The organism is Streptomyces sp. NPDC020780, assembly GCF_044334475.1.
In the GTDB taxonomy this organism is placed as follows: Bacteria; Actinomycetota; Actinomycetes; order Streptomycetales; family Streptomycetaceae; genus Streptomyces.
The window spans coordinates 115,591-130,422 of record NZ_JBIRTB010000017.1; the positions used below are offsets into that span (position 1 = coordinate 115,591).

Here is a 14,832-nt window from a genome sequence, read left to right on the forward strand (position 1 = left end):
CGGGTGGACGTGACGTCCCCAACCCGCCCTACCCGCCGAGCGCCTCGTGCCGGGAGGCCAGCCGGCCGGCGCCCTCCTCGGTCAGGGAGCCGAAGAGCCGCAGCCGGGAGATCCCGCCGTCCGGGTAGATGTCCATCCGGACGCCGGTGGCGCGTACGGGCTCCGGCAGGACGAAGCGGTGGGCCGTGTCGGGTTGCAGCCGGGTGCGCGGCAGGAGCTCGGACCAGCCGCCGCCCTCACCGTCACTGACCGAGAGCGCCGCCCAGCCGGCGGCGTTGCCCTTGAGGTAGGCGGTGTCGATCTCGACGGCCCGGATCTCCGACTGCTCGGGCAGCCGGTAACGGATCCAGTCGTTGCCGCTGTCCCGTCGGCGGCGGGTCTCCCAGCCGTCGTCCATCTTGCGGGAGCGGCCCGGCGCGATGGTGTGGGTCGCCGGGGAGTAGAAGCGGTCGGAGGCGTCCTCGACCTGTCCGCCGTTCTCCAGGGCCAGCAGGTCGAACGTACCGAGGGCGGCCAGCCAGGCGGGGTCAGGGGCCACTTCGCCGTGGACGCGCAGCCGGGCGATACCGCCGTCCGGGTGCTGGTTGATCCTCAGGTGGGTGAAGCGCCGGCCGGCGTCGATGGCGAAGCCGTTGGCCGCGTGCCCGCCGACCGCGGTACGGGGCACGAGCGTCGTCCACCGCACGCCGGGGGCGAGGAGGTCCTCGGGGGACGGGGAACCGGACAGCGAGGTCGCCTCGACGGAGACCGACTGCGGGTAGTTGCCGCGGAAGTGGGCGGTGTCGACGACCAGTCCGCGTACGACGCCGGGCACGCCGAGGCGTACGAGGGCCCAGTCGTGGTCCTCGGCGGCGGGGTGCGGCTCGGCGGCGCCCCTACCGCGCCTGCGGCGGGTCTCCCAGCCGTCCATGATCTTGCCCTTGTGCCCGAAGCGTTCTGGGTCGAACTCCGCAGGCTCCGGTTTCAGCAGGTTCTCGCGCTCGGCGAAGAACTCGTCGTTGGCCGCGATGACGCCGCCGCCGAGCCGCCGGTCGGCGAGGTCGACGAGGTGGGTGAAGGGGAATGCGGCGGTGCGGTAGTCGGCGTAGGGGTCGCCGCCGCCGTAAGGGCTCGCGTCGCCGGTGAAGAGCGGGGTCCCGCTCATCGTCAGTGGTTCCTCTCGAGGAGACGGCCGGTGGGTTCGGTGAGCACGCCGTCGGCGGCGATGCGGGTGCCCCGCAGCCAGGTGGACCGGACGACGCCGTGCAGCGTCCGTCCCGCGTAGGCGGTCACCTGATTGCGGTGGAAGAGCTCCGCCGGGTCGACGGTGAAGGTCTCCTCGGGGGCGAGGACCGCGAAGTCCGCGTCCCGTCCCGCCTCGATGGCGCCCTTGCGGGTAAGCCCGGCGAGCCCGGCGGGGGCGGTGGACATCCAGCGGGCGACGTCGTCGAGGGTGTGGCCGCGCCGGCGGGCCTCGGTCCAGAGGGCGGGCAGACCCAGCTGGAGGGAGGAGATCCCGCCCCACGCGGAGGCGAAGTCGGGGGTCTTGAGGTCGGTGGTGCACGGCGAGTGGTCGGAGACGACGCAGTCGATCGTGCCGTCGGCGAGCCCCGCCCAGAGGGCGTCCTGGTTCGCGGCCTCACGGATGGGCGGGCAGCACTTGAACTCGGTCGCGCCGTCCGGGACCTCCTCGGCGGTGAGGGTGAGGAAGTGCGGGCAGGACTCGACGGTGACGCGCACGCCCTCGCGTCGGGCGGCGGCGATCAGCGGCAGGGCGTCGCCGGAGGAGAGGTGCAGGACGTGGACGCGGGCGTTCAGCCGCCTGGCGTGGGCGATGAGGCCTTCGATGGCGGTGTTCTCGGCGTCGCGCGGCCGGGAGGCGAGGAAGTCGGCGTACGCGGGTCCGCCCCGCTGCGGCGCGGCGGCCAGGTGGTGGGGGTCCTCCGCGTGGACGATCAGGAGTCCGCCGAAGCCGGCGATCTCGGCCATCGAGCGGGCCAGCTGCTCCTGGTCCAGCTCGGGGAACTCCTCGACCCCGGAGGGCGAGAGGAAACACTTGAAGCCGAAGACCCCGGCCTCGTGCAGCGGGCGCAGATCCTTCGTGTTGGATGGGACCGCCCCGCCCCAGAAGCCGGTGTCGATATGTGCCTTCGGGGCGGCTACCTGCTGCTTGACGCGCAGGTGCTCGACGGTGGTGGTGGGCGGCAGGGAGTTGAGGGGCATGTCGAGCAGGGTCGTGATGCCACCGGCCGCGGCGGCGCGGGTGGCGGTCCAGAAGCCCTCCCACTCGGTGCGGCCCGGGTCGTTCACGTGGACGTGGGTGTCCACCAGCCCGGGGAGCAGCACGTCGTCGCCGAAGTCCTCCAGGCGTGCGCCGCCGGGCACCTCGGCGTCGTACGGCAGGACGGCCTCGATCGTCCCGCCCGCGACGAACACCGCTGCGGCGCGGGTGCCCTCCGGGGTGACGACCCGCGTCGAGCGCAGGACGAGCGTCACGCCGGCCTCGCGTTCCGCCGTCGCGTCCATGTGCCTGTCCGCCTTCACGTCCGCACCGGACACGCGTGCTCCTCACTCGGGCCCCCTCGGACCCACCAGAAATTCAACGAACTGTTGAAGGAGTCTTCACTCGCGGAGGCGGCCCGTCAAGAGCCGCCCTGCCCCGGCGCCCGCCCGCCGCCGCACCCGGGAGGCCGGCGGACATCGCGACATCAGATTTCCACCCAGTAGAAGTCTGATTTCGCCAGGCGGAACGTAGAATGGGCCCAGGAGCGACCCCACCGGGGGCGGCCGACCACGCGCCCGGCCGCCGACACCGGGACAAAACAGGTTCTGACCGGCAAGGACGCTACACCTGGAGCAGTGGGCCGATCGGGAACAGCCCGGTAGGCTGCTGCCTTGCCTCCGCTTCGAAAGGACCGTTGACGTGCCGCCGTCCCACGCCAGCACTCCCGACTCCAGGCCCGCCGGTCCTACGGGCGGGGTGCAGTCTCTCGAACGTGCCTTCGATCTTCTGGAGCGCATGGCGGATGCCGGGGGCGAGGTCGGGCTCAGCGAACTCTCCGCGAGCAGCGGTCTGCCGCTGCCGACCATCCACCGGCTGATGCGCACGCTGGTGGTGTGCGGATACGTACGCCAGCAGCCCAACCGCCGCTACGCGCTGGGCCCGCGCCTGATCCGGCTCGGCGAGTCCGCGTCCCGACTGCTGGGCACCTGGGCCCGTCCGTACCTCCAGCGCCTGGTCGAGGAGACCGGGGAGACGGCGAACATGGCCCTGCTCGACGGGGACGAGATCGTGTACGTCGCCCAGGTGCCGTCCAAGCACTCGATGCGCATGTTCACCGAGGTGGGCCGCCGGGTGCTCCCGCATTCCACGGGCGTCGGCAAGGCCCTCCTCGCGCACACCCCGGCCGACGAGGTACGGGCGCTGCTGGCCCGTACGGGCATGCCGGCGGCCACCGAGAAGACGATCACCACTCCGGACGGCTTCCTCGAGGCCCTGGAACAGGTGCGCAGGGCGGGCTACGCGGTCGACGACAACGAGCAGGAGATAGGAGTCCGCTGCCTGGCGGTCTCGGTGCCCGACTCCCCCACGTCGGCGGCCATCTCCATCTCGGGCCCGGCGGGCCGGGTCACGGAGGCTGCGACGGAACGGATCGTGCCGACCCTGCAGCAGATCGCCAGGGAGCTCTCGGAGGTGCTGGCCAGCAGCGGCGGCTCAGCCGGCTGACCCGGCGGGGGCGGGCCAGCGTCCGGGGAGGGCCACCGCCCGGGGAGGGTCCTCCTGCCAGCTCGTACTCCCGCATCTGGAGGGGCTCTTGGACCCGAAGGGGCCCTTGGGCGGTGACAGCCGCCCGGGCCCGGACGGCCCCCGACCGGGCAGGTTTCCGGCGCTCCCGCCCTTCCTGACCGGGGCGGATTCGGGGTAGTACCCGGCCGGGCTCCCGGCTCCGGACCCGGTTGCCCGGTCCCTCTCCCCGGCTCAGACCGGGGCAGCCGCCGTGAGGCGTCCGTCCTCCATGGTCACCGTCCCGTCCACCCGCGCCAGGTGCGCCCGGTCGTGGGTGACCATGACCGTGGCCGTGGAGCGTTCCCGGGTCAGGCGGAGCAGCAGGTCCAGGACCGCGGCACCCCGTTCGTGGTCGAGCGCGCTGGTCGGTTCGTCCACGAGCAGGACCGCCGGTTCGTTCATCAGGGCCCGGGCGATGTTGATCCGCTGGCGCTGGCCGCCCGACAGCTGGTGCGGCCTGCGGTCCGCCGTGGCGGCCAGGCCGACCGCGTCCAGGAGGTCCAGCGCACGCCCCCGGGCCCCGCGGACCGGCCGCCGTGCCAGGTGGGCCATCACCTGGAGCTGTTCCACGGCCGTGAGGGACGGCAGCAGGTTCGGCTGCTGGAAGACGATGCCGATGCGGTCCCTGCGCAGGGCCGCCTGCTCGGCCCGGCCGAGCCCACCCGTCTCCGTACCGGCCACGACGACGCGTCCGCGGTCCGGGGTGACGAGCGTGGCAGCCACCGCCAGCAGGCTGGACTTGCCGGAACCGGACGGCCCCACCACTGCGGTGAGTGTGCCCGCCGGCACGTCCAGCGAGACCCGGTCGAGCGCCGTGAGCCGGGTGTCGCCGTCGGGGTAGGTGAGGGTGACATCGGTGAGGGTCAGGGTCATCGGGCACTCCCGAGTGCGGTGAGCGGGTCGACGGCGGTGATCCGCCGGATGGACAGAGCGGCCCCGAGCGCGCCGAGGGCGATCATCACGCCGGCCGGTACGAGCACGGTCGACGCGTCGAGGACGAACGGCACAGCGCCGTCCCCGCCGCCGATCAGCGCCCCGGCGCCCGCGGCGAGCGCGGTGCCCAGACCCGTACCGGCGGCGAGCATCACCACGGCCTGTCCGAGTGCGTCCTTCAGCAGGTAGGAGGTGGAGGCGCCCAGCGCCTTGAGCACGGCGACATCACCACTGCGCTGAATGGTCCAGACGGTGAAGAAGGCCCCGATGACGAGCGCGGAGATGACGAAGAGGAAGCCGCGCATCAGCTGGAGCGAGCCGTTCTCGGACTGGTACGAACCGATCGCCGTGAGGGACTCCTCCCGTGTCAGCGTGCTGGTGCCCGCCGCTTCGTCCCCTGCGGCGAGATCGGCGCCACCCGTCGTGGTCAGCGCGATCACGGTGGCCTGCTTCCCCGCACCGCCGATCCGCTGCCAGTCGCCGAGCGAGGCCCACACCACCGGCGTGTGACTGTACGAGGCGTCGCCCCTGACCGCGGCGACGGTCACCCGCCGGCCGCCGAGACCGAGCGAGTCACCGGTACCGGCGCCGAGGTCCTCGGCCGCCTGCTCGGAGAGCACGACCCGGCCGGCGTCCACGGGGGCCGGCGCGAGCCCACCGTCCGGTTCCACGCCGAACGCCGACACCGCGGTCGTGCGCTCCGCTCCGCCGACGGTGGAGGCGTTCAGCGTCCGGATCCCCAGGGGCTGTGCGGCACTCACCCCCGGCTGCTCCGCCCAGGTGCGCCAGGCGCCCTCCTCGACGGTCGAATCGGTGAAGGAGACCGACTGGCCGTCGGCCGGGGCGGCGAACGCGATGTGGTCGGCCTTCAGCCCGGTGACGGCCGAGGTGTTCTCCCTGCCCAGGCCGGCCGTCAGGCCGGACAGCAACCCCACAAGCAGTGTGATGAGCACGACGACCGTGCCCATGAGGGCGAATCTGCCCTTGGCGAACCTTAGATCTCTCCATGCGACGAACATGACTCCAGGCTCGTCCCACGGCCTCGGGGAAACATCGCGCGCCGGACGGGGCGGGCATCAACCTTTCGGTTGACCGGCCCGGCGCCCCACGCGTCTACGCTGGAACAACCATGGACGCTCCCCCGCACACCCACGTCACCACCGCGCTGCGGCTCTGTCTGCACGCGCTGCTGGTGGGGCTGCTGGTGCTCGCCGCGCTGCGCACGGCCGGCGACGGTGCCCAGCAGGCGGCGGCCACCGTCGTGCTGGCCGGGGTGATGGCCGCGCTGTACGCGGCGGGCGCGCTCGCCCCCGTCGTCCGGCCGCACACCCGGGCCGCCGCCGTCTGGCTCGGCGCGCTGGGCGCCGTGTGGCTGGCCCTGCTCGCCGTGTCGCCCGACGCCCTGTGGGTGGCCTTCCCGCTCTACTTCCTGCAGTTGCACCTGCTTCCGGTGCGGTGGGGCCTGCCCGCGGTCGTGGTCACGGCCGCCGCGGCGATCGCCGGGTTCCTGCTGCACGGGCAGGAGGTCACGCCGGGCACGTTCATCGGCCCCCTGCTCGGTGCGGCGGTGGCCGTCGCCACCGTACTGGGCTACGACGCGCTGTTCCGCGAGAGCGAACGCCGCCGCGAGCTCATCGACGAGCTCGTCTCCACCCGGGCGGAGCTCGCCGACGCGGAGCGGACCGCGGGGACCCTGGCGGAGCGGGAGCGGCTGGCCCGGGAGATCCACGACACCCTCGCCCAGGGCCTGTCCAGCATCCAGCTGCTGCTGCGGGCGGCCGAGCGTTCGCTGCCCGGGGACGCGCCGGCGACCGCGCACGTCCGGCGCGCCCGCGAGGCCGCCCAGGACAATCTGGCCGAGGCCCGCCGCTTCGTCCGGGCGCTGACCCCGCCGGACCTGGAGCACGGCTCCCTGGCGGCGGCCCTCTCGCGCCTCTCCTCGCGTACGTCGGCACCGGAGCTCGCCGTGCGGTTCGCGGTCAGCGGCAGCCCGGTGGAGCTGCCCACCCCGTACGAGGTGGCGCTGCTGCGTACCGCGCAGTCGGCGCTGGCCAACGCGGTGCGGCACTCGGGTGCGCGCCGGGCGGAGATCACGCTCAGCTTCATGGAGACGTCGGTCTCCCTGGACGTGGTGGACGACGGCCGCGGTTTCGATCCCGCCGCCGGACCGGTGGCTACGGACAGCGGGGGGTTCGGGCTCCCCGCGATGCGGGCGCGGGCCCGGTCGCTGGGCGGGACCCTGAGCGTCGAGTCGGGACCGGGGCAGGGAACGGCCGTCGCCGTCACCCTGCCGCTGCCCGCCGCCGACGGACGCGACGGACGCGACGGAGCGAAGGTGCCGCGGGAAGCGCGGGCGCCGTACGGAACGCAGCTCTCGGACGGGACGCAGCTCTCACGGGAGTCGCGGGGCAGGGGAACAGCGGGTGCGGACGGCGAGGAGGGCAGAGCCGCATGAACGACCCGATCAGGCTGCTGCTCGCCGACGACCATCCGGTGGTCCGGGCCGGGCTGCGCGCCGTCCTGGACACCGAGCCGGACTTCGAGGTCGTCGCCGAGGCCTCCACCGCCGAACGGGCCGTCGCCCTGGCGGCGACCGGAGTGTGCGACGTGGTCCTGATGGACCTGCAGTTCGGCCCGGGCATGCACGGGGCAGAGGCCACCGCGGCGATCACCGCCGTGCCGGACGCGCCCCGGGTGCTGATCCTCACCACGTACGACTCGGACGCCGACATCCTGGCCGCCGTCGAGGCGGGAGCGGGCGGCTACCTGCTGAAGGACGCCCCGCCGGAGGAACTGGCCGCCGCCGTGCGGACGGCGGCGGCCGGCCGCTCCGCGCTCGCCCCGGCCGTCGCCCACCGGCTGATGGACCGGATGCGGACACCGGCCCAGGCGTTGACCAAGCGTGAGCTGGAGGTGCTCCAACTGGTCGGCGAGGGCCTGTCGAACCAGCAGATCAGCAAGAAACTCTTCCTGAGCCAGGCGACGGTGAAGTCCCACCTCGTGCACATCTACGCCAAGCTGGGTGTCGACTCCCGCACGTCGGCGGTGGCCGCGGCGACCGCACGCCGTCTGCTGCGCCGCTGACCGGCGCGGAACCCCCCACTTCAGGCGTTCCTCCCCTCGCGGGCGCCGTCCTCATCCGCGTGGCGGTTCCCCGAAGAGGTCGACGGCGGCCCGTACGTCCCGCAGGCCGGGGGCGAGGGCGCTCACCGAGCCGATCGCCCCCGCGACCAGCAGCAGGGAACGACGCAGCCGGGGGACCTCCGGCGCCCCGCCGACCGCCATGGCGGCCAGCGCCGCGAGCTCCTCCTCGGCGATCCCCCGGTCGGGGAACTCCGCCGGATGCCCGGCCAGTTCACGCCGCAGCCGGGAGACGGCCAAGCGCAGCCCGGCCACTCGCGGGTCCTCGTCGCTGCCGGTCCACCGCGTCTGCCCCACACTTCGCAACACAGCACTCCCCCTCGCGCGTCCTTGTGTGCCGGTGAATCGAACGACCCCGGGTGGTGTGCAACTCCCCCGGGGCCGCAGGCAAGTTAACGCCATGGGAGGCGGCGTGCGCCACCGCGCGGACACGAATCGAGGGCGCCCCCCGGGGTCCGCGTCCGGAAACCATCGCACCCGCTCCGGGCGGCGGCGTCCGGGTACCGCGCGCGGACGACGTCCCTGTCGCCGGTCCCCCGGGGGCGGTGGTATCCAGGGCTCATGGCTGACACCGGACGGATTCCCCAGGTCGCCGCGCTGCTGCTCGCCGCGGGCGGCGGCCGGCGGCTGGGCGGCCGCCCGAAGGCACTGCTGGAGCACCACGGCCGCCCCCTCGTCGACCACGCGGTACGGGCGCTGCGTGACGGCGGGTGCGGTCCCGTGCATGTGGTGCTGGGCGCCGGGGCCGACGACGTACGAGCGCGCGCCGACCTGGGCGGATGCGTGGTCGGTGTGAATCCGGCCTGGGAGACGGGCATGGGGTCGTCGCTGCGTACGGGGCTCGGGGCGCTCGCCGGTTCGGGCGCCGACGCGGTCCTCGTCCTCCTGGTCGACCAGCCGGGCATCGGTGCGGAGGCGGTGGCGCGGGTCCGGTCGGCGTACCGGTCCCGGGCGGCCCTGGCGGCCGCCGCGTACGACGGGGAACGCGGCCATCCCGTCCTCATCGGAGCCGACCGCTGGGCGGAGGTCGCGGCAGGCGCCGTCGGCGACCAGGGGGCACGGGCCTACCTGCGCACCCATCGAGACGCGGTCACGCTCGTCGAGTGTTCCGACGTGGCGGAGGCCTTCGACATCGACACGGAACAGGATCTCGGGCGCCTCGCCTGAACGGACGGTGCGCGGCGTGGCACGGTGGGCCACCGGAGCCGCACCTCTGTCGACCCGGAGAATCTCGACATCAACAAACCATTGAACTTCCACCATGAGGAAACTAATATCCACTGTTCAGAAGCGCGCAGCACGTACGCAGCGTCGTTTCCGCACCCAGACGGCACCCGCAGCCGTATCTCGGAGCCTGGGCACGCAGTGCCGGCCCAGACGACCCGGCAGCTGCGGACGCCGCCGCGCCGCCCGCTGAAGGAGTGACAGCTCATGTCCGCACCAGCGCCGTCCCCGCTGGCCATCGTCGATGCCGAGCCCCTGCCGAGGCAGGACGAGGTCCTGACCGATGCGGCCCTCGCGTTCGTGGCCGAGCTGCACCGGCAGTTCACACCGCGGCGCGACGAACTGCTCGCCCGCCGCGGCGAGCGCCGCGCGGAGATCGCCCGCACGTCCACGCTGGACTTCCTGCCCGAGACGGAAGCGATCCGCGTGGACGACACCTGGAAGGTCGCACCGGCCCCGGCCGCACTCGCGGACCGCCGGGTGGAGATCACCGGCCCGACCGACCGCAAGATGACCGTCAACGCCCTGAACTCGGGCGCCAGGGTCTGGCTCGCCGACTTCGAGGACGCCTCCGCGCCCACCTGGGAGAACGTGGTCCTCGGCCAGCTCAATCTGATCGACGCCTACACCCGGTCCATCGACTTCACCGACCCGAGGTCCGGCAAGTCGTACGCCCTGCGCCCCGCCGAGGAGCTGGCGACCGTCGTCATGCGCCCGCGCGGCTGGCACCTCGACGAGCGCCACCTGCGGCTGGACGGAACGCCGGTACCCGGCGCGCTCGTCGACTTCGGTCTCTACTTCTTCCACAACGCCCAGCGCCTCATCGACCTCGGCAAGGGCCCGTACTTCTACCTCCCGAAGACGGAGTCCCACCTGGAGGCCCGCCTCTGGAACGACATCTTCGTCTTCGCCCAGGACTACGTCGGCATTCCCCAGGGCACCGTCCGGGCGACCGTCCTCATCGAGACGATCACCGCCGCGTACGAGATGGAGGAGATCCTCTACGAGCTCCGCGACCACGCTTCCGGGCTGAACGCGGGGCGCTGGGACTACCTCTTCTCCATCGTCAAGAACTTCCGTGACGGCGGACCGAAGTTCGTCCTGCCGGACCGCAACCTCGTCACGATGACCGCCCCGTTCATGCGGGCGTACACCGAACTCCTGGTCCGCACCTGCCACAAGCGCGGCGCCCACGCCATCGGCGGCATGGCGGCCTTCATCCCCTCCCGGCGCGACGCCGAGGTCAACAGGATCGCCTTCGAGAAGGTCAAGGCCGACAAGGACCGCGAGGCGAAGGACGGCTTCGACGGCTCGTGGGTCGCCCACCCGGACCTGGTGCCGATCGCGATGGCCTCGTTCGACGCGGTCCTCGGCACCAAGCCGAACCAGAAGGACCAGCTGCGCGACGACGTGTCGGTGGCGGCCGGCGACCTGATCGCCATCGACAGCCTGGACGCGAAGCCGACGTACGACGGCCTGCGCAACGCGGTCGCGGTCGGCATCCGGTACATCGAGGCGTGGCTGCGCGGCATGGGCGCGGTCGCCATCTTCAACCTGATGGAGGACGCGGCCACCGCCGAGATCTCACGCTCGCAGATCTGGCAGTGGATCAACGCGGACGTCGTCTTCGAGAGCGGGGAGCACGCCACGGCGGACCTGGCCCGTAAGGTCGCGGCGGAGGAACTCTCCACCGTCCGCGCGGAGATCGGCGACGAGGCCTTCGCGGCCGGCCGCTGGCAGGAGGCCCACGACCTGCTGCTCCAGGTCTCCCTGGACCAGGACTACGCGGACTTCCTGACCCTGCCGGCGTACGAGCGCCTGCGCGGCTGAGCCCTCCCGTCGGTGCCTCCGCCCCCGGCGCCGTCAGCGCCGGGGGCGGCGTACGTCACGAGGCGATCGACGTCAGGACGGCGTCAGGGTGACAGATCTGACCGGCTCTTCCACAACGGCGCGTGCACGTGGGCTGGGCGCCCCGTTGCGTGCTGTACGCAGCGCGGAGCGTGGCAAGCCGAACACGGAGGGCACGACCCCTGGATTTGCGCCCTCGCCTACCGGCAGCGGCACCCCTCGGCAAGCGCGGTCGGGGCGAGTGCCCGCATGGCCTCCTGCTCGGCCTCCGAGATGCACGGCAGTTGACGTGCGAGTACATCGAAGTGCTGATGTCCACGCCATGCGTCGTGGTCACCCACGACGAACAGCCGCCGACGAGCACGGCTCACCGCGACGTTCAGCAGATTCGGCGCGGAGGCCGCCCAGGCTCGCGGGCCCGCTTTGTCCCCGCCCGCACCGAGGACCAGCAGCACCACGTCGGCTTCCTTCCCCTGGGTCGTATGCACGGTTCCCACCCTGTCGCGTGGGACGACCTGGCACAGGCTGCGGCGGAGTCCGGCCACGACATCCCGGAACGGGCTGATGACGAAGAGCTCACGCTCCGGGTCGAGTCCCTGGTCGACCAGCCGGTGCACGATGACGTTCGCGCAATCCCCCTCCTCCGCTGACCACTTCCCCTGCGATGCCCTCCCTCCGCTCACCGGCCACCACACACCGCGCCGGGCCACCGCGTAGTCGTCGTCCCGGTGCACCCCGTGCACCATGAGTCCGTCGTAGGCGATCTCGTTACTGATCGTGAACATCGGGTCGTCGCAGCGCCGGTGCACGCGCAGGGGCGAGCCCACCCACACCCGGTCGTCCTCGGAACCCTGGGGTGCCGGCAGCCAGGTGCCGTAGCTGTTCAGCCGGTCCGCGACGCGCTGCGCGGAGGTGCGGGACGGCTCCCACTCCTCGGCCACGCCGAAGGTGCGGCGCAGTGCCTGCTGCCCCGTGTGCGGCAGCGTCACCACGGGTTCCAGCTGCAGCGGATCGCCCACGATGACGCCTCTGCGGGCCCGCCACAGGGCGCCCACCGGCATCTGTGCGGTCGCCTGGCCGGCCTCGTCGATCAGCATCCAGCCCAGCGACCGGGGCCCCAGTCCGGTGAACATCCGGTCCAGTGAGGCGAAGGTGGTGGAGACGACGGGCACCGCGAGGAAGAGACTCTGCCAGGCCGCCAGCACCACCTCCGGTTTCAGGGTCTTGGGAGCGTCGCCGCACAGAACGTCCATCGCAGCGTCGAGGTTTTTACGCATCCGGTCGGCCGCGCCCTCGATGAAGGCGCGGTGCAGGTCCATCGCAGCGAGGAAAAGCCGGGTGCGGGCTCGGGTGAACTCCGGATCGGACCAGGGCGACGACAGCTCCCGCGCATCCTCCTTTGTGCGCTCGCCGGGCTCCTCGTTGCCCGGCACGAAGGTGCCCCAGCGCTCCGCCCCTGCGACCAGGGTCGTCGAGAGCTGGGCATAGCGACCTTCCGCTGCCTGGAGCGTCCGCCGGGCTTCGTCCAGGACGCCCCTGTGGGCCGCTTCGGCCCGGTCGTACGCGGCGGCAGTCTGCGTGTGTGCCTCGTACGCGGCCCGAGCTGCCTGCTCCGAGGCGGCCAGCAGTTGGTCCTCCGCCTGCCAGTCGCGCTGTGCCGAGCCGAGGGTGAAGAGGCCCGCGGTGAAACCGGGACGGTGCCGGCGGTGCTCCGCCCTTCGGCCCGCAGGGCCCGCAAGGTCCCTCTGCGCGTTGTTGCGGGCCGCACGGGCGTCCGCAGCCGGTTGCCGGAGTGCCTCCAGATCCTGCTCGGCGCCGGCAACCGCCTCCTGGGCGGTGTGCACGGCCTCCCGCGATCCGCTGAAGTGCAGGAGCGCTTCATACGCTCGCTGACGCTCGTCCCGCAGCGCCTCCACCGTCCGCCGCGCGTCCCGGAAACGGTTCACGTACTCACGCCACGACATCAGGTCGAAGCCGCGCGAAGCAGCCGCCTTCAGGACGTCCCGCATGCCCTCGCCGCGCTCGGCCCGCTCCGCGCGCGGAGGGCCGAACCAGTACGTGTTGCGGAAATCCGAACGGTTCCCCTTGTTGCCGAGCTTCGCGGCGAGGGTTCCCCACGCCGGTGCGCCGTCGAGGAGGAGGCGTCCCTGTTCCGGAAAGAAGGACGCTGCTTCCTGCCACTCCTCAGCAACGGACGCGAGTGCCGGGATCTCCTTGGAGACGTTCTCGACGGCGCCGTTGTTGGCCGACGCGATCACCATCTCGTAGCCGGCCAGTTCCGGTTTGAGCGGGGCGACGGACCGCTGGTAGGTGCCGGTGCTCCAGCGGTGCGGCTGACCGGTGAACGCGTCCTCGGGCCGCCGAAGTTCGGCCAGGTGCTCTGCTCTCATGACGAGCACGGAGGCGATGAGGTCCCGCAGCTGTGTGGTCTTGCCCGTACCGGGCGGACCGTTCACCGCGTACAGGCCGTCGGTGCCGCCGAGTTGCTCCACGATCCGGTTCACCGCGAACTGCTGGCTCAGCACCAGCGGATGTTCCGTCTTCGCGGGCCAGCGCCCGAGCGGGAAGTCAGCCGGCTGCACGCCGGCGAGCACCGCTCCGGGTTCCTGCTTGAGATCGACGCGCGCACGGCCACGCAGCGCGGCGGAAGCGGTCAGGTAGTCCCGCAGCGCAGGCCCCGGTTCGTCCTTGGTGAGGCTGCACGCGACCAGGCCGAGGTCCGCCGCGATGAAGCTGTTCAGGAAGTCCGACCCGCCCGTCCGGCCGGCCTTCCGCCGGGCCACAGACCTGCACTGGACGCGAATCGTCTCCGGCCGCAGGTCGTCGGTGACGCCGAACTGTTCCGCGACCCATCGGGTGACGGCCGACAGGTCCCTTACGGTCAGCGGCTTCTCACCCAGCTGGGGCGGGGCCTCCTCGTCGTCCTCCACATCGGCCCCGCCCTCGTCCAACGGGCTTTCGTCCGCCGCCCCCTCGTCCTCGCGACCGGCGGAACGGCTGGCGCCGCGGTTGACCAGGGCCTCGGCCGCACCGGTGACGGCGCCGGCCGCAAGGTCACCCAGCACCGGCCCGAGTGCGGCGTTCAGGGCACCGCCGGCCGCGCCGACCGTGATCTCGCACAGCAACCCCGCGAACGGCCGCTGCCGCCGCCCTGGCGCGGCGTCGGCGATCGTCACCTTGCCGTCTCCGATGCCCAGCACGACGCTTTCACACGCATCGGCGTCCGCCTCGAAGCCGTCGAGCCAGTCCCGGGCCCCCGGACCGGGCTTACGGCTTCGCCCTGTTGCCCAGGCGCAGGCGGAGAAGGTGATGGAGTCCTGGACCAGCAACCCCTCGTCCGTGACCTCGAAGGCCAGCACGGCACTGTCACCGTCCACCCGGCCGTCGTGGTCCTCATCACTGCCGCCGAAGACGTCGAGCAGGACATCGCGGACGGACGCAACCGGGTACACGCCGCAGTAGACGGTGTGCTGTCTGACCATGTTCCGGCCCGGGTTCCGGCGCCGTACGGGATGGCCCTCCTCCCACGGCAGAGGGCGCCCGGCCTCCACGGGATACATGCCTTTCGGCGGCGAGGCCTTCTCCACCTTCTGCGGGCTGAACATCTCCACCGCGCGCCAGTAGCGCACGATGTCCGCCCTGCGCCGCCGTTCGCCACTCGCCGCCATACGGCCCGCCCCCTCGTTCCGGTCCGCCAGGAAGGATCACCCTAGCCAGCTCCGCGCGTTGCGCGCAGAGGACATTGGCGCATATGCGACCTCGGGTCGAGCACAGCGAAATCGACGGCTGCCGCGATGCCATCGACAAGGCCACCGCCATTCTGCTCGACCAAGGCGGGCGGCGGACGTGGCGATTGAGATTGCCCGTGACAAGGTCGGCCCGGTGGTCGTCTTCCCCGCGCTGTCCGCGTAGGGCGATGT

General features: G+C 72.4%; 11 protein-coding genes. 5 read left to right on the forward strand and 6 right to left on the reverse strand.

Translation table 11 applies throughout. The features are described 5' to 3' along the window. Positions 1 to 28 precede the first annotated feature (28 nt). Together alc and allB are read right to left on the reverse strand one after the other, a co-directional pair. The gene (gene alc / locus ACH4VO_RS27855; protein WP_360993390.1) at positions 29 to 1,144 is read right to left on the reverse strand and encodes an allantoicase; all 1,116 of its coding nucleotides are present in this window, start codon (positions 1,142 to 1,144) and stop codon (positions 29 to 31) included. A 2-nt stretch (positions 1,145 to 1,146) separates the two neighbouring features. Continuing rightward, the gene (gene allB, locus ACH4VO_RS27860) at positions 1,147 to 2,505 is read right to left on the reverse strand and encodes an allantoinase AllB (protein ID WP_360993641.1); all 1,359 of its coding nucleotides are present in this window, start codon (positions 2,503 to 2,505) and stop codon (positions 1,147 to 1,149) included. A gap of 397 nt (positions 2,506 to 2,902) precedes the next feature. Between allB and ACH4VO_RS27865 the strand changes: the two genes are divergently transcribed. Continuing rightward, positions 2,903 to 3,706 (forward strand): IclR family transcriptional regulator, encoded by an 804-nt coding sequence (locus ACH4VO_RS27865; RefSeq protein ID WP_360993388.1) that lies wholly within the window; start codon positions 2,903 to 2,905, stop codon positions 3,704 to 3,706. Between the two features lie 252 nt (positions 3,707 to 3,958). On the opposite strand, the gene ACH4VO_RS27870 is transcribed toward ACH4VO_RS27865, so the two are convergent. Both ACH4VO_RS27870 and ACH4VO_RS27875 read right to left on the reverse strand, forming a co-directional pair. Continuing rightward, the gene (locus tag ACH4VO_RS27870) at positions 3,959 to 4,639 is read right to left on the reverse strand and encodes an ABC transporter ATP-binding protein (RefSeq protein ID WP_360993385.1); all 681 of its coding nucleotides are present in this window, start codon (positions 4,637 to 4,639) and stop codon (positions 3,959 to 3,961) included. Then, positions 4,636 to 5,718 (reverse strand): FtsX-like permease family protein, encoded by a 1,083-nt coding sequence (locus ACH4VO_RS27875; protein WP_360993382.1) that lies wholly within the window; start codon positions 5,716 to 5,718, stop codon positions 4,636 to 4,638. The genes ACH4VO_RS27870 and ACH4VO_RS27875 overlap by 4 nt, the downstream gene beginning before the upstream one ends. Positions 5,719 to 5,828: 110 nt before the next feature. Between ACH4VO_RS27875 and ACH4VO_RS27880 the strand changes: the two genes are divergently transcribed. Continuing rightward, positions 5,829 to 7,154 (forward strand): sensor histidine kinase, encoded by a 1,326-nt coding sequence (locus tag ACH4VO_RS27880; protein WP_398441588.1) that lies wholly within the window; start codon positions 5,829 to 5,831, stop codon positions 7,152 to 7,154. Then, the gene (locus ACH4VO_RS27885) at positions 7,151 to 7,783 is read left to right on the forward strand and encodes a response regulator transcription factor (RefSeq protein ID WP_360993376.1); all 633 of its coding nucleotides are present in this window, start codon (positions 7,151 to 7,153) and stop codon (positions 7,781 to 7,783) included. Before ACH4VO_RS27880 ends, ACH4VO_RS27885 begins: the two co-directional genes overlap by 4 nt. Before the next feature lie 51 nt (positions 7,784 to 7,834). On the opposite strand, the gene ACH4VO_RS27890 is transcribed toward ACH4VO_RS27885, so the two are convergent. After that, positions 7,835 to 8,149 (reverse strand): DUF5955 family protein, encoded by a 315-nt coding sequence (locus ACH4VO_RS27890; RefSeq protein WP_360993373.1) that lies wholly within the window; start codon positions 8,147 to 8,149, stop codon positions 7,835 to 7,837. A gap of 252 nt (positions 8,150 to 8,401) precedes the next feature. Here ACH4VO_RS27890 and ACH4VO_RS27895 point away from each other — a divergent pair, with 252 nt between their 5' ends. After that, complete coding sequence (locus tag ACH4VO_RS27895) at positions 8,402 to 9,007, forward strand: nucleotidyltransferase family protein (RefSeq protein ID WP_360993370.1); 606 nt, start codon at positions 8,402 to 8,404, stop codon at positions 9,005 to 9,007. A gap of 264 nt (positions 9,008 to 9,271) precedes the next feature. Beyond that, positions 9,272 to 10,894, forward strand: coding sequence for a malate synthase A (aceB, locus tag ACH4VO_RS27900; protein ID WP_360993367.1), 1,623 nt, complete (start codon positions 9,272 to 9,274; stop codon positions 10,892 to 10,894). A gap of 218 nt (positions 10,895 to 11,112) precedes the next feature. Here aceB and ACH4VO_RS27905 read toward each other — a convergent pair whose 3' ends face one another. Next, on the reverse strand, positions 11,113 to 14,580 hold the full coding sequence (locus tag ACH4VO_RS27905) for an ATP-binding protein (RefSeq protein ID WP_360993364.1): 3,468 nt from the start codon (positions 14,578 to 14,580) through the stop codon (positions 11,113 to 11,115). Positions 14,581 to 14,832: the final 252 nt, after the last annotated feature.